Source organism: Nonomuraea monospora (genome assembly GCF_039531895.1).
GTDB lineage: Bacteria > Actinomycetota > Actinomycetes > Streptosporangiales > Streptosporangiaceae > Nonomuraea > Nonomuraea monospora.
Genome location: NZ_BAAAQX010000025.1, coordinates 89630 through 110117, shown reverse-complemented (window position 1 = coordinate 110117; position 20488 = coordinate 89630). Strand labels below are relative to the sequence as shown.

Annotated in this window: 18 protein-coding genes; 12 read left to right on the top strand and 6 right to left on the bottom strand. The window is 71.9% G+C overall.

Going from position 1 to position 20488, the window contains the following annotated elements; all coding sequences use genetic code 11:
- Positions 1 to 8: 8 nt before the first annotated feature.
- From ABD331_RS38235 to ABD331_RS38225, 3 genes are all read right to left on the bottom strand, one after another.
- Complete coding sequence (locus ABD331_RS38235; protein WP_344486406.1) at positions 9 to 1250, bottom strand: low temperature requirement protein A; 1242 nt, start codon at positions 1248 to 1250, stop codon at positions 9 to 11.
- Between the two features lie 119 nt (positions 1251 to 1369).
- Positions 1370 to 2458, bottom strand: coding sequence for a mandelate racemase/muconate lactonizing enzyme family protein (locus ABD331_RS38230; protein ID WP_344486403.1), 1089 nt, complete (start codon positions 2456 to 2458; stop codon positions 1370 to 1372).
- Complete coding sequence (locus tag ABD331_RS38225) at positions 2455 to 3135, bottom strand: GntR family transcriptional regulator (RefSeq protein ID WP_344486400.1); 681 nt, start codon at positions 3133 to 3135, stop codon at positions 2455 to 2457. Before ABD331_RS38225 ends, ABD331_RS38230 begins: the two co-directional genes overlap by 4 nt.
- Positions 3136 to 3227: 92 nt before the next feature.
- Between ABD331_RS38225 and ABD331_RS38220 the strand changes: the two genes are divergently transcribed.
- From ABD331_RS38220 to ABD331_RS38180, 9 genes are all read left to right on the top strand, one after another.
- Positions 3228 to 4535 (top strand): MFS transporter, encoded by a 1308-nt coding sequence (locus ABD331_RS38220; RefSeq protein WP_344486397.1) that lies wholly within the window; start codon positions 3228 to 3230, stop codon positions 4533 to 4535.
- A gap of 124 nt (positions 4536 to 4659) precedes the next feature.
- Entirely contained in the window at positions 4660 to 5691 is a 1032-nt protein-coding gene (locus tag ABD331_RS38215; protein WP_344486394.1) for a LacI family DNA-binding transcriptional regulator, read from the top strand.
- A 206-nt stretch (positions 5692 to 5897) separates the two neighbouring features.
- The gene (locus ABD331_RS38210) at positions 5898 to 6818 is read left to right on the top strand and encodes a carbohydrate ABC transporter permease (protein ID WP_344486391.1); all 921 of its coding nucleotides are present in this window, start codon (positions 5898 to 5900) and stop codon (positions 6816 to 6818) included.
- A complete protein-coding gene (locus tag ABD331_RS38205; protein WP_344486388.1) occupies positions 6815 to 7723 on the top strand; it encodes a carbohydrate ABC transporter permease in 909 nt (302 codons plus the stop codon). Before ABD331_RS38210 ends, ABD331_RS38205 begins: the two co-directional genes overlap by 4 nt.
- Complete coding sequence (locus ABD331_RS38200) at positions 7720 to 8388, top strand: hypothetical protein (protein WP_344486385.1); 669 nt, start codon at positions 7720 to 7722, stop codon at positions 8386 to 8388. The genes ABD331_RS38205 and ABD331_RS38200 overlap by 4 nt, the downstream gene beginning before the upstream one ends.
- Positions 8385 to 9746: an ABC transporter substrate-binding protein gene (locus tag ABD331_RS38195; RefSeq protein WP_344486382.1), complete on the top strand. Its 1362-nt coding sequence runs from the start codon at positions 8385 to 8387 to the stop codon at positions 9744 to 9746. Before ABD331_RS38200 ends, ABD331_RS38195 begins: the two co-directional genes overlap by 4 nt.
- Entirely contained in the window at positions 9743 to 11164 is a 1422-nt protein-coding gene (locus tag ABD331_RS38190) for a sulfatase-like hydrolase/transferase (protein WP_344486379.1), read from the top strand. Before ABD331_RS38195 ends, ABD331_RS38190 begins: the two co-directional genes overlap by 4 nt.
- 8 nt (positions 11165 to 11172) lie before the next feature.
- Positions 11173 to 12645: a sulfatase family protein gene (locus ABD331_RS38185; RefSeq protein ID WP_344486376.1), complete on the top strand. Its 1473-nt coding sequence runs from the start codon at positions 11173 to 11175 to the stop codon at positions 12643 to 12645.
- A gap of 67 nt (positions 12646 to 12712) precedes the next feature.
- On the top strand, positions 12713 to 13924 hold the full coding sequence (locus ABD331_RS38180; protein WP_344486372.1) for a cytochrome P450: 1212 nt from the start codon (positions 12713 to 12715) through the stop codon (positions 13922 to 13924).
- 27 nt (positions 13925 to 13951) lie between these two features.
- Here ABD331_RS38180 and rraA read toward each other — a convergent pair whose 3' ends face one another.
- The 3 genes from rraA to ABD331_RS38165 are packed head-to-tail and all read right to left on the bottom strand — an operon-like array spanning position 13952 to position 16279.
- The gene (gene rraA, locus ABD331_RS38175; protein ID WP_344486369.1) at positions 13952 to 14428 is read right to left on the bottom strand and encodes a ribonuclease E activity regulator RraA; all 477 of its coding nucleotides are present in this window, start codon (positions 14426 to 14428) and stop codon (positions 13952 to 13954) included.
- A gap of 14 nt (positions 14429 to 14442) precedes the next feature.
- Complete coding sequence (locus ABD331_RS38170; RefSeq protein WP_344486366.1) at positions 14443 to 15597, bottom strand: MFS transporter; 1155 nt, start codon at positions 15595 to 15597, stop codon at positions 14443 to 14445.
- The gene (locus tag ABD331_RS38165) at positions 15590 to 16279 is read right to left on the bottom strand and encodes a GntR family transcriptional regulator (RefSeq protein WP_344486363.1); all 690 of its coding nucleotides are present in this window, start codon (positions 16277 to 16279) and stop codon (positions 15590 to 15592) included. Before ABD331_RS38165 ends, ABD331_RS38170 begins: the two co-directional genes overlap by 8 nt.
- 245 nt (positions 16280 to 16524) lie before the next feature.
- Between ABD331_RS38165 and ABD331_RS38160 the strand changes: the two genes are divergently transcribed.
- Genes ABD331_RS38160 through ABD331_RS38150 form a run of 3 tightly spaced genes read left to right on the top strand, consistent with a single transcriptional unit; the run spans position 16525 to position 20487 of the window.
- Positions 16525 to 17670: an ABC transporter substrate-binding protein gene (locus ABD331_RS38160; protein ID WP_344486361.1), complete on the top strand. Its 1146-nt coding sequence runs from the start codon at positions 16525 to 16527 to the stop codon at positions 17668 to 17670.
- Positions 17667 to 19400, top strand: a complete 1734-nt coding sequence (locus ABD331_RS38155) for an ABC transporter permease (RefSeq protein WP_344486358.1) — start codon at positions 17667 to 17669, stop codon at positions 19398 to 19400. The genes ABD331_RS38160 and ABD331_RS38155 overlap by 4 nt, the downstream gene beginning before the upstream one ends.
- Complete coding sequence (locus ABD331_RS38150) at positions 19393 to 20487, top strand: ABC transporter ATP-binding protein (protein WP_344486355.1); 1095 nt, start codon at positions 19393 to 19395, stop codon at positions 20485 to 20487. Before ABD331_RS38155 ends, ABD331_RS38150 begins: the two co-directional genes overlap by 8 nt.
- Position 20488: the final 1 nt, after the last annotated feature.

The following is a 20488-nucleotide window of genomic DNA, read 5'->3' as shown; positions in this document are numbered from 1 at the left end:
CACGCCGATCAGCCCTCGCGCATCGCCTCGGCCAGGTGCCGGTGCCCCACCGTCTCGAACCCGACCACCGTCACGGCGGGCGCGAACATCAGCACCACCAGGCACCACGCCATGCTCACACCCAGCCCGGCCAGCACCACGGCGAGCACCAGCACGCCCACGGTGCCCGCCAGGAGCAGCAGATGGAACGGGTCCCGGTGCCGCATGAAGATCAGGTAGAGCGCGTACAGCGCCAGAACGTAGAGCGACACGGGCACCGCGACCGTCAGCACCGTCGCGGTGCTGCCCAGGACGGCGGCCCCCTCCAGGAAGTACGCCGCGACGTGCAGCCCCGCTCCGGTGGCGGCGATGGAGCCGAACAGCAGGACGTGCCCGACGCCCCACCCGTACGCCCGCTCCCGGTGCCGCTCCAGCATCTCGGCCCACGGGATGGCGAAGTACGTCCACCAGATGCCGAACGTCAGGCCGATGCCGGCCACGGCGAGCAGCGCGGCGTCCACGGTCCAGCGGTGCTCGGTGTGCACGAGCGCGTTGAGCGCCGCGACCGTGCCGAACACCCCCTCGCCCAGCGTGATCAGCAGCAGCAGGCCGTGCCGCTCCGCGATGTGCCGCGCGTGCCACGGCGTGGCGCCGCGCCGCTCCGCCAGCACGGGACCGGCCACCTCGACGGCGAACAGCGCGACGCAGCACGGCAGCAGCCACGGCACCGGCAGCGCCAGCAGCGCCAGCACCACCCAACCGGCCTGCGCGGCACTGATCGTCCACACGTACTTGCGCGCCGCGGGCGCGTGCGCGGGGTCGTGCCTGGCCGCCATCACCCACAGGAAGATCATGGACGTGCGCATCACGACGTACCCGAACACCATCACCCGGTTGTCCATGGTCGTCCCCCGGTCGAGGGAGGCGAACATGTCCTCGATGCCGAGTGTCAGCACGATCACGCCGACCATCTGCACCATGGTGGCGACCCTGAACACCCAGTCGTCATTGTCGTAGGCCGAGGCGAACCAGGAGTAGTTCATCCAGCACCAGGCGACCGCCCCGACCGCGAAGACGAAGCCGCCGGCCGCCGTGCCGAGGTGGCCCTCCGCCAGGTAGTGCGCCAGCTCGTTCGCGGCCGTCCCGAACGCGACCACGAAGGTCAGGTCGAACAGCAGCTCCAGCGGGGTCGCGGCGCGGTGCGCCTGCCCCGGGTCGCGGCCCGACAGCGGCCGGTGCCGGTGGTTCCTGCGGTGGCCGGTCTCAGCCATGACGCTCCAGAGGGGGACGGAAACTCCCGCACATCCTCGCATCGCCGTTTCGCCCTGAGAAAGGCCGGGTGATGCACGGCCGATGCAGGCACGCGTCGCGCTCCGTGGCGCCTGGCTGGTCAGGCCACGCGCAGGTCGTCCATCGCGTCCCGGTCCCAGTCGATGCCGAGCCCCGGCACGTCCGGCGCGATGGCGTGCCCGTCCTGGATGGGCAGCTCCGTCCGGGTGAGCGCGCGCAGTTGCGGGATGTGCTCCACGTACGTGCCGGCCGGGACCGCCGCCACGAGGCTGACGTGCAGCTCCATCAGGAAGTGCGGGCAGAGCGCCACGTTGAACGCCTCCGCGAGGTGGGCCACCTTGAGCCACGGCGTGATGCCGCCGACCCTGGCCACGTCCGCCTGCACCACCGACGCCGCCCCACGGGCCAGGTAGTCGCGGAACTGCCCGACCGAGTACAGCGACTCGCCGACCGCCACCGGGATGGACGTGGACCTGGCCAGCTCCCGGTGCCCCTGCACGTCGTCGGCCGGCAGCGGCTCCTCGAAGAAGCTCACCTGGTACGGCTCCAGCGCGTGCGCCCGCCGCCTGGCCTCCGCGTACGTCATGGACTGGTTGGCGTCCACCATGATGTCCATCCCAGGGCCGACGGCCTCGCGGACGGCGGCGACGCGTTCGGCGTCCTCCTCGGCCCTGGGGCGGCCGATCTTGAGCTTGACCCCGCGCAGGCCCGCGTCCCTGGCGGCCAGGGCGCCGCGGACCAGGTCCTCGGCGGGCAGGTGCAGCCAGCCGCCCTCGGTGTCGTACACGGGGACGGCGCGGCGGAAGCCGCCGGCCAGGCGCCACAGCGGCTCGCCGGCGCGCAGGCAGCGCAGGTCCCACAGGGCGGTGTCCACGGCGGCCAGCGCGAGGGACGTGATCGCGCCGACCGTGGTCGCGCGGGTGACGGCGAACAGCTCCCGCCAGGCCGCCTCGACGTCGCGGGCGTCGCGGCCGTCGAGCAGGGGCAGCAGGTGGTCGCGGAGCATGGACAGCACGGCACGGCCGCCGGTGCCGATCGTGTAGGAGTAGCCGGTGCCGGTGAGCCCGTCGTCCGTGCGCAGCTCCACGAAGACGGTCTCCTGCTTGACGAACGCCTGCACGGCGTCCGTCCTGACGGTTTCGACGGGGATGTCCACCAGGGTCGCGGTGGCGCTGACGATCTTCGTCACGTGGTCGGTCCAATCCGGAGGAAACGGTCGCGGGCGGCGGTGAGGTGGTCGCGCATCGCCTGCTCGGCCTCCTGCGCGCGGCCCGCGGCGAGGGTCTCGGCGATGCGGGCGTGTTCCGCGAGGGTCGGCTCGCCGCTGCGCCGGCCCTCGTACTCGATGCGGAACAGGTGCAGGTGGCTGTGCGTGCGCTGGAGCGACTCGCGCAGCGCGGGGCTGCCGGACAGCTCGGCCACCAGGTCGTGGAAGCGGGCGTCGTGGGCGGCGATGGCCTGGTAGTCCTCGTACCGGGTGCCCTGGGGGGCCTGGGGCACGCTGTCCAGCTCGGCGCGCAGGCGGGCGGCGGCGCCGGGGGTGATCCGCTCGGCCGCGCGGGCCGCGGCCCACGGCTCCAGCAGGAGTCTGAGCTGGTAGAGGTCGGCGACCTGGGCGGCGGTGAGCACGGGGGCCACCGAGTAGCCGCGCAGCGCCTCCTTGGTGAGCAGGCCCTCCGACTCCAGGGCGGCGAGCACCTCGCGCACCGGCGTCTGGGAGACGTCGAGGAGCCTGGCCACGGCGTAGATGTTCACGCGGGCGCCGGGTGCCAGATCGCCGTTCATGACGAGGCTTTTGACGCGTTCGTAGACGTCGTCGGTGAGGACGCTGCGGCGGGCGCGCCCCTTCAACGGACCCTGGCTCACGGTCACGTCCTCCCTGACAGCTCTTGACGTACGCGGTGAAGCGTAGGCAACATGTCCGAATTATCCAATAGGAAATAGTACTGAGGATCGCGATGGGCACAACCCTCCGGAGCACCGTCCGCGGCCGGCTGCGCTGGTACATGATCAGTTACGTCTTCGCCGGGCTCGTCATCAACTACCTGGACCGCGCCAGCCTGGGCGTCGCCCTGCCCTTCATGGGCGAGACCTTCCAGCTCAGCAAGACCGAGGAAGGCATGATCCTGGCGGCCTTCTTCTGGTCCTACGACTTCTTCCAGCTCGCCGCCGGCTGGTTCGTCGACCGATACGGGCCGCGCAGGACGTTCACGTTCGCGTCCGTCTGGTGGTCGCTGTTCACCTCGCTGACGGCGCTGGCCAGCAGCTTCGCCTCGCTGTTCGGCGTCCGGCTGCTGCTCGGCATCGGCGAGAGCCCGGCCGCCACCACCAGCGCCAAGGTCGTCGGCCGCTGGTTCCCACGCAACGAGCGGGCCCTGGCCACCGGGATCTGGGACTCGGGATCGCGGGTGGGCGGCGTCATCGCGCTGCCCGTCGTCACGGGGCTGATCGCCTGGCTCGGGTGGCGGTGGACGTTCGCGGTGATCGGGGTCGTGGGGCTGCTGTGGGCGTTCGGCTGGTGGCGGACCTACCGCGACCCGCAGGACCACCCGAAGATCAGCGAGGAGGAGCTGGCCTACCTGCGCGAGGGCGGCGCCCGGTTCGAGGGCGACGACGACGGGGAGGCCGACAAGATCCGCTGGCGGGACCTGTTCCGCTACCGCACGATCTGGGCGATGATGCTGGGCTTCTTCTGCCTCAACATGGTCGTCTACTTCTTCCTCACCTTCTTCCCGACGTACCTGGTGGAGGAGCGGGAGTTCAGCCTGCTGAAGCTGGGCCTGTTCGGCGCGCTGCCCGGGCTGGTCGCGATCGGCGGCGAGTGGCTGGGCGGCTGGCTGGCCGACCGGCGCATCGCGGCGGGCGAGTCGGTGACCAAGGTCAGGAAGCTGTTCATCTCGGGCGGGTTCCTGGTCTCGACCGTGATCGGCGTCGCGGTGTGGGTGCCTGAGGCATGGATGGCGCTGGCGCTGCTGTCGGTCGCGTACGCGGGCTCGACCTTCGCCGCCGCCAACATCTGGTCGTTGCCCGCCGACGTCGCTCCGGCCGATCGGCATGTGGCGTCCATCGGCGGCATCCAGAACTTCGCGTCCAACTTCGCCGGGATCATCAGCCCGATCATGATCGGGGTGCTGGTGGATCGCACGTCGTCGTTCACCGTGCCGCTGATGGTCATCTCGGGGGTGGCGTTGCTGGGGGCGTTCACGTACGCGGTGATCCTGAAGCGGGTGGAGCCGATCGGGCTGCCCGCGAGGGAGCGCGCGTAGGAGGGCGGCGGCGCGCCCGGGCGCGTCCCGTCCCGGGCTATCCTGAGGCCGCCCGATGGCGCGATGATCATCGCGATGTCGCCTCCGCCACGGGCGCGCGGCACCGGCCGAAGGGGAGAGTGGCATGCGGGAGGAGCGGGAGCGGCCCGGCGCGCGCCGGGTCCGGATGATCGACGTGGCCGACTCGCTCGGCCTGTCCCGGGCCACCGTCTCGCTGGTGATGCGCGACAGCCCGCTGGTGTCGGCGGCGACCAGGCAGGCCGTCCTGGCCGAGGCCGAGCGGCTCGGCTACATCTACAACCAGGCGGCGGCGAACCTGCGGACCCAGCGCAACGACCTGGTCGGCCTGGTGATGCCGGATGTGATCAACCCGTTCGTCGGTGAGGTGTCGCTGGGCGTGCAGGAGGTGCTCGGCGAGGTCGGCTTCTTCGTCATGATCGCGAACATGGTCGACGACCTGGACCTCCAGGAGCAGATCCTGCGCTCGCTGGTGGAGCACCGGGCGGCGGGCGTGGTGACCATCCCCGCGCTGACCTCGAAGGCGGAGCACCTGGCCGGCATCAGCCGCAGCGGCCTGCCGACGGTCCTGCTGCTGCGCCACATCGAGGGCGTGGACCTGCCGTTCGTCGGCACGGACGAGGCGGCCATCGGCCGGCTCGGCGCGGAGCACCTGCTCGGCGTGCACGGTTGCCGCCGGGTCGCCTACTTCGGCGGTGACACGCTGGCGTCGCCGCGCGTCGGCAGGATGGACAGCTTCCGCCGGGCGGTCGCCGAGGCGGGCGCGGGCTGGGACGAGGTGTGGTCGCAGCCGCTGGAGCCGAGCGCGGAGGCCGCCTACCGCCGGGCCGTGGACTTGCTGGCGGCCGGGCCCGCGCCCGACGGGGTGCTGTGCCACAGCGACAACGTCGCCTACGGGCTGGCCAGGGCGCTGCGGCTGGGGGAGCGGGATGCGGTGCCGTGCGCGGTGCTGGGCATCGACGACCTGCGCCAGTCGGCGATGTGGAACCCGCCGATCAGCAGCATCGCGACGGACCCGGTCGAGCTGGGCCGGGTGTGCGGGCGGGTGCTGCTCGCGGAGATGGGCCTGCCGGTCGAGGGCAGCCCGGTTCCCCCGGCACCCGAGATGCACGCCCGCGCCTCCTGTGGCTGCCACTAGAAAAAGCCTTCTGCGGCTCGCCCCCGGCAACCTCCGGCGGCTCGCCCCCGGCAACGTCGTGGGGCTGCCGTCAGCAACGTCCGAGGGCTGCTGTCGGAACGCGTCCACGATTCCCTTGTTTTCCTGTGGGTTTTATGCAGTATGGTTGACCCGCCGGGTTAGATCGATCTAAATTTGCCCGCACCTCGCCGATGAAGGAAGGGCAGATGTCCACAGTTGTCCGCTCCCCAGGGAGACCGCGGTGGCACCGGCGCGAGGACGGCGTCGCCCGCCTGATGCTGCTCCCGGCCCTGCTGCCGTACCTGGCCTTCGCGCTGCTGCCGATCGGCTGGCTGTTCTGGTTCAGCCTCCAGCGCTGGAACGGGTTCTCGCCCCCGCGGTTCACCGGGGTGGCCAACTACCAGCGGATGCTCGGCGACGGGCAGTGGTGGCTGGCCGTGCTGAACACGCTGAAGTTCGGGTTCGGCCGGCTGGTCATCGAGATCCCGCTGGCTCTCGCTCTGGCGTACGCGTTCTTCCGCGGGGTCCGCGGCGGCACCGTCTACCGGACGATCCTGTTCCTGCCGCACGTGCTGTCCCCGGCCATCGTCGGCATCATCTTCGTCTTCCTGCTGCGCGAGACCGGCGGGCCGGTCAACCAGCTCCTCACCGGCTGGGGCCTACTGGACGAGCCGATCCGGTTCCTCGGCGAGGCGGGCAACGCGCTGGCCAGCCTGATCGGGGTCGGCGTCTGGGCCCACCTGGGCATCAACCTGCTGCTCTTCTTCGCCGGCATGATGACGATCCCGAACGCGCTGCTGGAGAGCGCCGCCCTGGAGGGCGCGGGCCACTGGCAGACGCTGCGGCACATCGTGCTGCCCATGCTGGCCCCCGTGACCCGCGTGGTCGTGCTCATCTCGATCATCGGGACGCTGCGCAGCTTCGACCTGGTCAAGACGCTCACCGACGGCGGCCCCGCCGGGAGCACCGAGGTGATGTTCACCTACCTCTACCGGTTCTTCTTCGAGCCCGAGTCGGTGCCGCAGATCGGGTACGCCGCCGCGCTCGGCGTCACCGCGAGTGTGGTCGTCGGCCTCATCTCCGTGGCCTACCTGAGGATCAACCGGAGCGGGAGGACCCCGGCATGAGCGCACCCGCCGTCACCGAGCCCAGGGCCGCCACGGCCGCCCCCGGCCGGGCCGCCAAGCGCGGGCGCCGCCTGCGCCCGGGAGCCGTGCTGCTGCACGTGATCCTGGTCGCCGCGGCCCTGATCATGCTTTCGCCGCTGGTGTTCGGCCTGTTCGCCGCGGTCTCGCCGCTGGAGCAGATCCTCAGCAGGAACGGCGGGATCCTGCCGCGCGTCTGGGAGTGGGGCAACTACCTCCAGGCCTGGACCACGGCCAGCTTCTCCCGATACTTCGTCAACAGCCTCGCCGTCACCGCCCTGGTCGTGGTCCTGGACACCCTCGCCTCCAGCATGACCGGCTACGTGCTGGCCCGCAGACGGCTGCGCGGCCAGCGCCTGCTCGAAGGCCTGTACGTCGGCACCCTGTTCGTCGGCCTGACCACGGCCACCCTCTACCCGCAGTACGTGATCGCCCAGGCGCTCGGCCTCGACAACCTGCTCGGCATCGCGCTCGTCCAGCTCGCCGGCATCATGCTGGTGCACGTCTTCCTGATCAAGGCGTTCGTGCTCGGCCTCGGCACCGAGATGGAGGACGCGGCCCGCGTGGACGGCTGCGGCCTGTTCGGCACGTACTGGCGCATCGCCTTCCCCCTGATGCGCCCGATCCTGGCCACCACCGTGATCCTCGGCTTCCAGGCCTCCTGGAACAACTACCAGGTGCCGCTCGTCTTCTCGCTGGCCGCGCCCGACCTGCGCACCCTCGTCGTGGGGGTGAGCGCCCTGCAGTACGACGCCGCCGAGGGGATGACGCCGTACAACACGGTGCTGGCCGGGGCGAACATGGCGCTGGTGCCGATCGTGGTGATCTTCATCGTGCTGCAGCGGCACTTCGTCCGCGGCTGGACGGACGGGTCGGTGAAGGGATGACCCTCTTCTCCCCGGACGGCGCGCTGATGCGGGCCTGGTCCCGCTGGTGGCTGTGGGCCTGGACGAGCGTCTGCTGGCTGCTGCTGAGCCTGCCCGTGATCACCGCGCCCGCGGCCACCCTGTGGCTGGTCGCCCAGCAACGCCGCCGGTCCGCGGGCGAGGCGCCGCTCGGCGCGGCGGAGACGGCGCGGTTCCTGGGCCGCCACCTGCTGCCCGCGCTGCGCCTGGCCTGCTGTCACGCGGGCATCGCCGCCCTGGTGCTGATCGGCCTGCTCGGGCCGTCGCCCGGCGGCCCCTACGGCTGGCTGGTGCTGGTCACCAGTGTGGTGGCGGGCGCGACCTGGCTGCTCGCCGCCCCGTGGTCGGTGCTCGCCTTCGCGCGGACCGGCCGCGCGTTCGCGGCGCTGCGGGCGGCGTACGTGCTGGCGCTGTCGCGGATCGAGTCGGCGCTGCTCGCGACGGCGGCCGTGATCGCCGCCGTCGCCGCGCCCTTCGTCGCCATCCGCGTGCCGTACCTCGGCCCGCTGCTGGTGGTCGCCCTTCCGGCGGCCACGGCCGGCCTCGTGATCACCCTGTACGACCGGGCCGCCGCGGTGCGGACCCCCACCACGCCGGCCGGGCCGCGCCCGGCCCCGCTCCTCACGCCCGAGAGAGGCCCCCGATGAACCACACCACCCTGACCCGCCGCGGCTTCCTCGGCACGCTCGCCGCCGGAGCCGCCGCCACCCTCACCGGCTGCGGCGGCTCCACGACCGGCTCCACCGATCCGGGCGAGCTGACCACCGTCGTGGTCTGGGACCGGGCCGGCGCGCACGCCAAGGCCCGGCAGGAGTTCTTCCGCACCTGGAACGCCCAGCAGGGCAAGGCCCTGGGCATCGAGGTGCGCTACGAGCCGCAGGCGACCGACAAGTACGAGGAGATCGTCCGCCTCGGCTTCCAGACCAAGCGGGCGCCCGACGTCTTCCACAGCCCGTCGGCGCAGCTCGGCGCGTTCGTCGCGGCCGGTTGGGTCCGTCCCCTGCGGGAGCTGGTCGAGAACGGCGTGCTGGACGCCGCGGCGCCGTACCACCGCAAGAACAGCGAGCTGGTCTGGGGCGGCCAGCCGTACGCCATCCCGACCACCTCCTTCACCAACCGCATGATCATCAACGTGGAGCTGTTCGAGCAGGCCGGGCTGGACCCCGACGCGCCGCCCGCCACCTTCGGCGAGGTGCGCAAGGCCGCCGCGGCCATCACCAAGGCGGGCGGCGGCGACGCGTTCGGCATGATCGTCCCGATCAAGGCGACCGGGTTCCGGCAGTGGAGCGTGGACGTCCCGGTGATGGCGGGCGACGCGGCGCTCGCCCAGTTCGGGCTGTTCGACGCGGCCACGCAGAAGTACGAGCCGGCCAGGTACGAGCCGGTGCTGGAGCTCTACCGGGCCCTGATCACCGACAAGACCGCCTACCCGGGCGCCGCCACCCTGGCCGCCGACGTCGCGATCAACGCCTTCGGCAAGGGCGAGGCCGGGATGTACATCACCAGCAGCTCGATCGTCTCCTCGCTGACCGACCTGGGCAGCACCGTCAAGGCGAGCGCGGCGCCGCTGCCGGTGCCGGACGGGCAGCGGCTGGTGCGCTCGCCCATGAACGCCGGCTACCCGTACGCGATCTCGTCCACCTCGCAGAACCCGGAGAAGGCGGCCAAGGTGCTGGAGGTGATGGTCGGGAACCGGGTGCAGGAGGCGCTGGCGGCCAAGGCCGCGCCGCCGCTGAACGCCGCCGTGTGGGACTCGGCCGCGATCAAGGACAACGCGTTGCTGCAGCAGTTCAGGCCGGGTGAGCTGGATCAGCAGTGGCCGAAGACGCCCGGCGGGCTGCTGCAGGTGGAGGGGGAGAGCGTCGATCAGACGATCGAGAAGCTGCTGCTCGATCCGTCGGCGGCGATCGGGCCCGCGCTCACCGGGATGGCCGGGCGGCTGCAGGCGGCCTATGACGCCGCGGTGAAGGCAGGGGAGATCGACCCGCGGGAGTTCCAGGCGTGACGGCTCCGAACCTCGTCATCCTGCTGGCCGACCAGTGGCGAGGGCAGGACCAGGGCTGGCTCAGCGGTGGGGCCGACCGGGAGCCCCAGGGCCGTGACTCACCAGGCGCTCGGACGTCCCAGGTGCGCACCCCGAACCTGGATCGGCTGGCGGCCGGTGGCGCGGCCGTCGCGGGCGGTCTGGCCGGCTCGCCCGTGTGCGGGCCCAGCCGTGCGAGCCTGCTCACCGGCAGCCTGCCGCACCAGCACGGCGTCGTCGCCAACGACCTGCCGCTGTCCCCGCAGCGGGAGACGCTCGCCACCGCCCTGTCCGCCGCCGGATACCGCACGGGCTGGATCGGCAAGTGGCACCTGGCCGGCCTGCCCCGCGACAAGTGGGTGCCCCCGGCCGCGCGGCCGGGCATCGGCTACTACGCCGGGGTCGACTGCTCCCACCAGCACGTGGACGGCCACTACTACACCGGCCCGGAGACCCGCGACCGGATCGCGTTCACCGGCTGGGAACCGCGGATCCAGACCGACCTGGCCCTGGACTTTCTCACCGAGACCGGCGGCCGCCCCTTCTTCCTCACGATCTCCTACAACCCGCCCCACGACCCGTACGACTCGGTGCCCGCCCACCTGCGCACCGGCTACCCGGCCGGCCGGATGACGGTGCCGCCCAACACCCCGGACACCCCCGCCCAGCGCGAGCTCCAGCGGCTCTACTGGAGCGCGATCACCGCCGTGGACGCCGAGATCGGCCGGGTGGTCGCCGGGCTGGACCGGCTCGGCCTGCGCGGGGACACGATCGTGGTCGTCACCTCCGACCACGGCGACCTGCTCGGCGCCCACGGCCTGCGGGCCAAGCAGAGCCCGTACGCGGAGGCCGTCCGGGTGCCGATGGTGATCAACGGGCCGGGCGTGCCCGCGTACCGGCCGGACGGGCTGCTCGGCCTCGCCGACCTCGCGCCGACCCTGCTCGGGCTGCTCGGCCTGCCGCCGATCGGCGCGTACGGCCGCGACCTGAGCGACCGGCTCAGGTCCCGCCTGCCGCTGCGCGAGGAGCTGCTGATCGGCAACTGGGTCAGCTTCGACAACGGCTACGACCAGGGCATCGGCGAGTGGCGAGGGTTCGTCACCGGTGAGCTGACCTACGCGCGCAGGGCCGCCGGGCCGTGGCTGCTGTTCGACGACCGGGCCGACCCGTGGCAGCTACGGAACCTGGCCGCCGATCCGGCGTCGGCCGGCCGGGTCGCCGGTGCCGACGCCCGCCTCACCGAGCTGCTGGCCGAGGCGGAGGACGGGGAACTGCCCGCCGGACGGCTGCTGGCCGAGCTGGACCTGATCGACGACTGGAACGCCAGGGAGTCCGCCCTGCGGGGCGACCGGGCCAGGCTGCTGCCCGCGCCCGGCCGCCGACCGCCCTTCGAGGAGTGAACCCGTACATGCCCACCCGCCCCAACGTGCTGTTCGTGATGACCGACCAGCAGCGCTTCGACACGATCGCGGCGCTCGGCAACCCCCACGTCGCCACCCCGAACCTCGACCGGCTGGCCGCCCGGGGGACCGTCTTCGACAACGCGTACTCCACCAGCCCGGTGTGCGTGCCCGCCCGCTACACCCTGCGCAGCGGCTGCGAGGCGACGCTGACCGACGTCTACGACAACACGGTCCCCGGCGGCGGGCACGCCGCGATCAGGGAAAGGTGCGGCCCCTACCTGGCCGAGGCGATGGGCCTGCGCGGCTACCGCACGTGGGGCGTCGGCAAGTTCCACACCACGCCGTGGGACGCGCCCGTCGGCTACGACGTCCAGCGGCACAGCGAGGAGTTCTACGACACCCCCGAGCAGCGGGCCGGTGACGCGTACGCGGCGTGGATCGCCGCCGAGCACCCCGCCTACGACTGGATCGAGGCCCTGATGGGGGAGCGGACCGACATGTACTACATGCCGCAGCTCAGCCCCCTGCCCGCCGAGTGCACGGTCGAGTCCTGGGCCACCAGGGAGGCGATCGCGCTCATGGACGCCGACGACGGCCGCCCCTGGTTCGGCCTCGTCTCCTACATCGGGCCGCATCCACCGTTCGCGCCGCCGCTGCCGTACAACCGCAGGTACGACCCGGACCGCATGCCGGACCCGGTGTGCGGCGACCGCGACGTCGACCACCTCGACCAGCACATCCCCTGGATGAACCACCTCGTCTACGCCGAGGACGTCGACCCGCACCGCGCCCGCGCGCTCAAGGCCCGCTACTACGGCGAGATCAGCTACATCGACGGCTGCATCGGCGACCTGCTGGACGCCGTCGAACGCAGGCCCGACGCGGACGACACCGTCATCTGCTTCTTCTCCGACCACGGCGACCTGCTCGGCGACCATCACGGCTGGCAGAAGGAGAGCTTCTTCGAGGCGTCGGCGCGGGTGCCGTTCCTGGTCTCCTGGCCGGGCCGCGTCGCCGCCGGCGAGCGCCGCTCCGAGCTGGTCTGCCTGACCGACCTGTTCGGCCTGGCCACCTCCGCCGCCGGGCGGCCCGAGCTGCGGCAGGGCGGCGACCTGCTCGGCCTGCTGACCGGCGCGGCGCGGCCCCGCGAGACCCTGTTCGGCTTCCACGGGCGGCCGGGGACCCGCCGGTTCAAGGCGATGGTGCGGCAGGGGGATCTGAAGCTGATCTGGATGGCCAACGGCGGGCACCGGCTGCTGTTCGACGTGGCGGCCGACCCGTACGAGCTGGAGCCGCTTCGCCCGGAGGAGCGGGCAGAGGAGCTGACGGCGCTGCTGGCCGGGCGGCTGCTGGCCGATGGTGTGGCGGACGCCTTCGAAGAGGGCGAACTGCGCACGTTCCCGTACGAGGAGTGGCCGCTGACCCGTATCCACCAGTTCGACCGGTCGCGCGGAGTGACGGGCTTCGGCGGCTCTTGACCGCCGCCTGATCGCTCCGTACGTTCCGAGCGAGCGCGGTTGACGACGGCATCGCCCGGAGGCGGCAATGACAGACCAGCCCGGCACCAACCAGACCTGGCCCGATCTCCCCCCGGGCCCGTACGGAACCCTCTCGCCGGACATCCCGCGCCGCCACGCGGAGGCCCCCATGGAGCCCGCCACGCTGCCCAGCGGCGACCGCGTCCCCATGATCGTCCGGTACGCGGACGTCCGTGCGCTGCTCATGTCGCCCGCCGCGAGCCGCAACCTGCGCGAGCCCGGCCTGCCGCGCATGGCGCGCGGCCCGTTCCTGGACGACGACCCGGCGGCCCTGGTGAACCAGGACCCGCCCGAGCACACCCGCTACCGCCGCATCACGCACGCCACGTTCACCCCGAGGAACATCGAACGCTGGCGTGCGCGCACGGCCGCGATCGCGGGCGAGCTGATCGACGCGGCCGGGCAGGAGTTCGACCTGGTCGCCGACTACGCGCTGCCGCTGCCCGCCCGGGTGATCTGCGAGATGCTGGGCGTGCCGATCGACCGCTACGAGCAGTTCCTCAGGTGGACGGAGCTGTTCCTGGCCACGAACGAGACGAAGGAGGAGGCCAGGGCCGAGGGGATGGCCGCGTTCATCGCCTACACCGGGGAGCTGATCGAGCAGCACCGGGCGGAGCCGGGCGACGACCTGATCGACCTGCTCATCGCGGCCCGCGACGGCGGCGACGGGCTCAGCGAGGACGAGCTGGTCAACATGGTGTTCACGCTGATCCTGGCCGGGCACGAGACCACCGCCTCGATGATCGCCCGGGGGACGTTCAGGCTGCTGTGCCACCCCGCCCAGTACGCCGAGCTGGCCGCCCGTCCCGACCTGCTGGAGCCCGCCGTGGAGGAGATCCTGCGGCACGAGGCCCCCGGCAGCAACGGCATGCTGCGGCGGATCACCGCCGACGTGCGGATCTCCGCGGGCGAGCTGCCCGCCGGCAGCGTGGTCCTGCCGAACCTGTTCGCCGCCGACCACGACCCGGAGGTGTTCGAGGACCCGCTGCGGTTCGACGTCCACCGCTTCGCCGGCGCCTCGCCCGCGCCGCACCTGGCGTTCGGCCACGGCCCGCACTACTGCCTGGGCGCGAACCTGGCCCGCATGGAGTTGCAGGAGGCGTTCCGCGCCCTGGTGACCCGCCTGCCGGGGCTGTCCGCGCAGGAGGACCTGGCGGCCGTGCGGTGGGCGGAAGGCTTCGTCCACCGCCCGGTCCGGCTGCTGGTGAAGGCGGGCTGACCGGGCGCGCGCCTTTTCAGGGGCGCGTCACGAGACGGGCCGGGTCACGAGGATGCCGTCGTCGTCGGAGAACAGCTCCGCGCCCGGGTGGAAGACGATCCCGCCGAAGCTGACCGGGATGTCGCGCTCGCCGGTGCCCTGCTTGCCGCTCTTGCGGGGGTTCGAACCGAGAGCCTTGACGCCCAGGTCCAGCTCGCGCAGGGCGACCACGTCCCGGACCGCGCCGTGGATGACCACGCCGGCCCAGCCGTTCGAGACGGCCAGCCCGGCGATGAGGTCGCCCATGAGCGCGGTGTGCAGCGAGCCGCCGCCGTCCACGACCAGCACCCGGCCCTGACCAGGCTCGGACAGCACCCACTTGAGCAGCGCGTTGTCCTCGTGGCAGCGGACGGTCACGATCGGGCCGGAGAAGGCGCGGCGGCCGCCGTACTGGCGCAGTTGCAGGTCGCAGGAGTCGAGCTGGTCGCCGCGCTCGTCGAACAGGTCGGCGGTCACGATGGTCATGCGGGGTTCCTTTCTCACGGGTCCACGGGCAGCCGCCGGGCGGCGACGCCCGCCCAGCCGAGGCTGAGCGCGGTCACGAACAGGACGCCGCCCGCGCCGAGGCCGGCGGCCATGAGGCCGGCCGCGCCGGGGATGACGAGCTGGCCGGTACGGTTGCCGACCAGGCGCAGCGACATGGCCCGGCCGCGCATGCCCGTGGGTGCCGACTCTGCCAGCCACGACATCGTCAGCGGCTGCCCCACGCCGAGGCCGAAGCCCACGACGACGAGCAGCGCGGCCAGCAGCCACACGGGCATGGGCACCGGGGTGAGCAGCATGGCGACGGCCGCGCCGAGCGTGCTGACGACCAGCAGCCTGCGCCGGCCCACCGCGCGGGCCAGCCGGCCGAGGAAGAAACGCGAGGTCATGGACGCCAGCCCGCGCAGCGTGAGCAGCAGCCCGACGGCGCTCGCGCTCAGCCCCAGCTCGGTGCCGAGCGCGGGCAGGTAGGCCAGGGTGATGTCCACGGCGGCCAGCACCACGCAGCTCGTCAGCAGCGCGTGCGCGAGGCCGGGCAGGCGCAGCAGCGCCCGCAGGTCGCCGCCCGCCGCCTCGGCGCGGCCGGACCGGTGGCCGGGCAGCAGGGCCGACAGGACGAGCAGCAGCACGGCCAGCCCGCAGGACGCGGCGAAGATGCGGCCGGTGTCGGGGATGGCGCCCGCGCCGCCGAACGCGGCGATCAGCAGCGGGCCCGCGGCCTGGCCGAGAGAGGCGGCGAAGGTGTAGTGGCCGAACGCGGTGTCGTGCCGGCCGCGTTCGGTGGTGTTGGCGACCAGCGCCTGCTGGGCGATGACGCTGCCCAGGTGGCCGGTGCCGAGCAGGATCCCGGCCGCGACCAGCCCGGCGACGGTGTGGCCGAGCGTGGTGAAGGCGAGGGCGGCGGCGGCCAGCAGCAGCGCACCGGCTACGGCGATGCGGCGCTCGCCGTAGCGGTCGGCGGCGTGCCCGGCGGGCAGCGCCAGCAGCAGCGGCGCGAGCGCGAAGCTGGCGCCGAGCACCCCGAGCAGGGCGGGCGGCACGCCGAGCTCGATCGCCCGGTAGGACATGGTGGGACGCAGGACGAACGTGATGACCTGGGCGCCGGCCGAGTGGGCCAGCAGGACGGCGTGCCGATGCCACACGTCAGACATCGGCCTCGGGCTGGTGCTTGCGCAGCCGCCAGGCGGCCTGGGCGCCGAGGCTGGTGTCGATGTGCTCGCGCATGACGGCGGCGGCCGACTCGGCGTCGCCCGCGATCACGTACTCCAGCAGGGCCTCGTGCTCGGCGGCCTTGCGGTCGCGGGCCGCCTGCCCGCGCTCGACCTCCAGGGCGAGGCGGCGGTAGCGGTCGGCCTTGTCCCACAGGCCGTCGAGGGTCTGGATGAGCAGGTCGTTGTGCGAGGCGTGGTAGAGGGCCGCGTGGAACTTGCGGTGGGCGACGAGCTGCTCGTACGCCGGGTTGCCGGGCAGCGGCTTGAGCCCGTCGAGCGCGGCGCGCATGGCGGCGATGTCGGACTTGGTGCGGCGTTCGGCGGCCAGCGCGACGGCGAGCGGGTCGAGGCTGCGGCGCAGCTCCAGCAGGTCGCGGGCCTCCTCGGCGGCCAGCGGCGCGACCCGGGCGTCGCGGTGCGCGTCCAGCTCGACCAGCCCTTCGCTCTTGAGCCTGCGCAGCGCCTCGCGCAGGGGAGTGGTGCTGATGCCGATGTCGCGCGCGAGCTGCGCCTGCGCGATGACCGAGCCGGGCAGCAGCGTCCCGGACAGGATCAGCTCCTTGACGCGCAGGTAGGCGAAGTCCGCCTTGGTGGTGTAGAGCTCGGCCGCTGATTCGCTCATCGCTGTCCCGTCTCGTCGCCCGATGACCGTTATAACCTACACCTCTCTCCGGACTTGTCGGCAAGTGTCGGATCTGAGCAGATCGTCGGGAAGTGCAGCCAGCTAGCGGATATAAGGCATTTAGCGTGGCTTATCGCGTTACATTCAGGAAACAGGGGGTTGACGTCATAGGTTATAACGAAGCAGAGTGTGCGGCATCGCAGGCGGCGGCTGGTCAGAGCCTCGCCTGGTCTAGGAGGAAGCACATGACCACCTTCCACCCCCCTTTCCGCACCCTCGGCGCCGCCGTACTCGCGTTCGGGCTGCTCACGGCATGCGGCGGCGGTGGCGAGGCGGCGCAACAGCCGCCGCCGAACCAGATCGCGGCGGGCCAGGCCCCGTCGTACTACCCGGCCGAGTACGCCCAGCTCATGGAGGCGTCCAAGAAGGAGGGCGGCACCCTCACCATCTACTCCAACACCGACCAGGAGAACTGGGCGCCGATCTTCCGCGACTTCCAGAAGAAGTACTCCTGGGTGACGAAGATCGCGGCGAACAACCTGGACAGTGACGAGGTCTTCCAGCGGGTGCTCAGCGAGCAGGCCACCGGCAGCTCCCCGGCCGACCTGGTGGTCTCGAACGCCGCCCAGGCGTGGGCCGACTTCGCCGCCCGGCCGGGCACGCTGATGGAGTACGCCTCGCCGGAGCAGGACAAGCTGCCCGAGTTCGGTGAGCTGCTGCCCGGCGTGTACGCGATGTCGGTCGACCCGATGTCGATCGCGTACAACACCTCGCTGCTCGCCGAGAAGCCGACCGGCCTGAAGAGCCTGGCCGCGATCCTGGCCAAGGACCCCGCCCAGTACAAGAACAAGATCACCACCCGGGACGTGGGCGGCGCGTTCGGCTTCACCGTCTCGCACGCCTTCGCCGGCGCCCGGCCCGAGTCGTGGACGTCACTGCAGTCGGTGCTGCCGCTGGCCAGGCCGGAGACCTCCTCGGGCACCCAGCTGGAGAAGATCATCGCGGGCGAGTACGTGGCCGGCTTCTTCGTCAGCGCCGCCCCCGCCTACCCGGTGGTGGCCAAGAGCGGCGGCCTGCTGGAGATCTCCTTCCTCGACGACGGCACCGTCGTGCTGCCGCGCGGCGTCGGCATCGCCGCCAAGGCGCCGCACCCGGCCACGTCCAAGCTGTTCGTGGACTTCCTGCTGTCGCAGGAGGGCCAGCGGGCGGTGGCGGAGGGCGGGCTCACCTCCTACCGCGACGACGTCCAGGACGCCGACGGGCTGCACACCTACCAGGAGCTGGTCAAGGCCGTCGGCGAGCAGAACGTGATCCTCGCCGCGTACGAGAAGGTGCCCGACACCGAGGTCAAGGCGTTCACCGACAAGTGGAACGGCCTGCTCGGCAGATGACGCGGACAACCATCACCTCGTCTCCGCCGCGCTACCGCAGGCCGCTGGGGCTGACCAGGGAGAGCTGGCTGCAGTACGCCGTGCTGCTCCTGCTGGCCGTCCTGGTGCTCGCGCCGGTCGTGCCGACGCTGTACCAGTCGTTCCTCGACCGCCCCCTGTACGAGGCGGGCGGCGTGCTCGGCCTCGGCAACTACGCGCGGCTGTTCACCGAGGCGGGCTTCGGCCGGGTCGTGCTCAACACGGCGCTGTTCGCCGCGCTCACCACCCTGCTCAGCCTGCTCATCGCGGTGCCGATGGCCGTCGTCGTGGTGCGCACCAAGCTGCCCGGCGGCCGGCTGTTCGCCGCCGCCATGCAGTGGCCGTTCTTCATCTCCTCGCTCATCCTGGGCTTCGGCTGGATCACCATGTACGGCCCCGCCGGGTTCGTCAGCGTCGAGGTGCGCCGGGTGCTCGGATTCCTGCCGTGGAACCTGTACTCCATCCCCGGCATGGCGCTCACCGAGGCCGTCGCGCTGGCCCCGATCGTCTACACGTTCTGCGCCAACGCGCTGCGCCAGAGCGACGCCTCGCTGGAGGCCGCCGCGCAGGTGTGCGGCGCGGGCCCGCCGCGCATCCTGCGCTCGGTGATCCTGCCGCTGCTGCGCCCGCCCGTCGTCTACAGCTCGATCCTGGTGGTCAGCATGTCGGTGGAGACGCTGAGCGTGCCGCTGCTGTTCGGCCAGCCGGTCGGCATCGACGTCTTCTCCACCTTCCTCTACCGCAACGGCCTGCAGTCGATCAACCCGGACTACGGCGTGCTCGGCGCGGCCTCGGCGATCATCCTGCTGGTCACCGTCAGCCTCGTCGCGTTGCAGGCCAAGCTGCTGAAGAACGCGCAGCGGTTCGTGTCCGTACGCGGCAAGGCCACCCGGCCGCGCCCCCTGGATCTCGGCCGGCTGAAGTGGATCAGCGTCGCCGCCATCGCCTTCTATGTGGTGATGGGCGCCCTGATCCCGATCGGCGGGCTGGTGTTCCGCTCGTTCACGCAGGTGTTCACGCCGCTGCAGTCACCGTTCAAGACCCTCACGGGCGACAACTACGAGCGCATCTTCACCTATCCGGTGTACGTGCAGTCGATCGTCAACAGCCTGCTCGTGGCCGCGATCGGCGCGGTGCTGGTCAGCGTGCTGTCGCTGCTGGCGGTGATGGTGGCCAGGCGCTCGACGTTCCGGTACGCCCGCGCGGTGGAGTACCTGGCGCTCGCCCCACAGGCCATGCCCGGCATCATCGTCGGCATCGGCCTGTTCTGGGCGCTGGCGCTGTCCGGCGTGGGCGCGCTCATCCAGGGCACGCTGTGGGCGCTGATCATCGGCTTCGGGCTGCGCGCGCTGCCCAGCGGCTTCGGCTCCATCTCGCCGTCGATCATGCAGATCGGGCACGAGCTCGACAACGCCGCCCGCGTGTCCGGCGCCGACTGGGTGCGCACCTTCACCCGCATCCTCGCCTCGCTGCTGCGGCCCGCCTTCGCCGGAGCGCTGATCCTGACGTTCGTGACCCTGCTCAAGGAGTACTCGCCCGCCGTGTTCCTGGGCTCGGCCGACTCCAACATCATCGGCACGACCATGCTCGAACTGTGGGTGCAGGGCAACACCGGCTCCGTGGCCGCCCTGGCCAGCCTGCAGATCGCCATCACGGCGACCTTCGTCGGGCTGGCCGGCCTTCTTCTCAAGGGACGTGACAAGGATGCCTGAGGTCAAGGTCGCCCACCTGTCCAAGCGGTTCGGGGACAACGCCGTACTGAACGACATCACCTTCACCATCGCCGACGGCGAGTTCTTCACCCTGCTCGGCCCCAGCGGCTGCGGCAAGTCCACCACGCTGGCCTGCATCGCCGGCCTGGAACGCCCCACCGGCGGCAGCATCGCCGTCGGCGACGCCACCTTCGCCGGCGCCGGCACGTTCGTGCCGCCCGAGGGCCGCAACCTCGGCATGGTCTTCCAGTCGTACGCGCTGTGGCCGCACATGACCGTCGCCCAGAACCTCGCCATGCCGCTCAAGATCCGCAAGGTCGACCGGCGCGAGCAGGACACCCTCATCACCGAGGCGCTGGCCAAGGTGGGCCTGGCCGAGCTGCGGGACCGCTACCCGCACCAGCTCTCCGGCGGCCAGCAGCAGCGCGTCGCGCTCGCCCGCGCCCTGGTCTACTCGCCCAGCGTGCTGCTGCTCGACGAGCCGCTGTCCAACCTGGACGCCAAGCTGCGCGACCAGGCCCGCGCCTGGCTCAAACGGCTGCAGACCGAGCTCGGCATCACCACCGTGTACGTCACCCACGACCAGGACGAGGCCCTGGCGCTGAGCGACCGCATCGCGGTGATGTCCAAGGGCGACATGGTGCAGATCGGCACCCCGCAGGAGATCTACGAGACGCCCGCCACCGCCGAGGTGGCCGCCTTCGTCGGCCGCTGCAACTTCCTGACCGGCACGGCGTGCGGCCCGCGCGAGGTCCGCCTCGACTGCACCGGCCAGACCATCACCGTCCCCGACTCGGACATCGAGGGCAAGGTGACCGTGGCGATCCGGCCCGAACGGCTGACGATCCTGCCACCCGGTGAGACCGGCGCGAACACGCTCACCGCCCAGGTGCTGACCTCCTCCTACGTCGGCTCCCGGCACGAGTACGACCTGCGCCTCGGCGACCACGTCATCCAGGCCGAGACCACCCGCGCCGGGCTCACCGGCGAGGTCACGCTCGCCGTCGAACCCGCCGCCTGCCTGCTCTACCCGACCACCGACGCCCTGCCGAAGGACGTCGAAGCGCTCATCACCATCGCACAGTGAG

Excerpts from the sequence above, each read along its gene's own strand:
- ABD331_RS38235 (WP_344486406.1), bottom strand. The coding sequence starts at position 1,250 with ATGGCTGAGACCGGCCACCGCAGGAACCACCGGCACCGGCCGCTGTCG.
- ABD331_RS38220 (WP_344486397.1), top strand. The coding sequence starts at position 3,228 with ATGGGCACAACCCTCCGGAGCACCGTCCGCGGCCGGCTGCGCTGGTAC.
- ABD331_RS38215 (WP_344486394.1), top strand. The coding sequence starts at position 4,660 with ATGCGGGAGGAGCGGGAGCGGCCCGGCGCGCGCCGGGTCCGGATGATC.
- ABD331_RS38210 (WP_344486391.1), top strand. The coding sequence starts at position 5,898 with ATGTCCACAGTTGTCCGCTCCCCAGGGAGACCGCGGTGGCACCGGCGC.
- ABD331_RS38205 (WP_344486388.1), top strand. The coding sequence starts at position 6,815 with ATGAGCGCACCCGCCGTCACCGAGCCCAGGGCCGCCACGGCCGCCCCC.
- ABD331_RS38200 (WP_344486385.1), top strand. The coding sequence starts at position 7,720 with ATGACCCTCTTCTCCCCGGACGGCGCGCTGATGCGGGCCTGGTCCCGC.
- ABD331_RS38195 (WP_344486382.1), top strand. The coding sequence starts at position 8,385 with ATGAACCACACCACCCTGACCCGCCGCGGCTTCCTCGGCACGCTCGCC.
- ABD331_RS38185 (WP_344486376.1), top strand. The coding sequence starts at position 11,173 with ATGCCCACCCGCCCCAACGTGCTGTTCGTGATGACCGACCAGCAGCGC.
- ABD331_RS38180 (WP_344486372.1), top strand. The coding sequence starts at position 12,713 with ATGACAGACCAGCCCGGCACCAACCAGACCTGGCCCGATCTCCCCCCG.
- rraA (WP_344486369.1), bottom strand. The coding sequence starts at position 14,428 with ATGACCATCGTGACCGCCGACCTGTTCGACGAGCGCGGCGACCAGCTC.
- ABD331_RS38170 (WP_344486366.1), bottom strand. The coding sequence starts at position 15,597 with ATGTCTGACGTGTGGCATCGGCACGCCGTCCTGCTGGCCCACTCGGCC.
- ABD331_RS38165 (WP_344486363.1), bottom strand. The coding sequence starts at position 16,279 with ATGAGCGAATCAGCGGCCGAGCTCTACACCACCAAGGCGGACTTCGCC.
- ABD331_RS38160 (WP_344486361.1), top strand. The coding sequence starts at position 16,525 with ATGACCACCTTCCACCCCCCTTTCCGCACCCTCGGCGCCGCCGTACTC.
- ABD331_RS38155 (WP_344486358.1), top strand. The coding sequence starts at position 17,667 with ATGACGCGGACAACCATCACCTCGTCTCCGCCGCGCTACCGCAGGCCG.
- ABD331_RS38150 (WP_344486355.1), top strand. The coding sequence starts at position 19,393 with ATGCCTGAGGTCAAGGTCGCCCACCTGTCCAAGCGGTTCGGGGACAAC.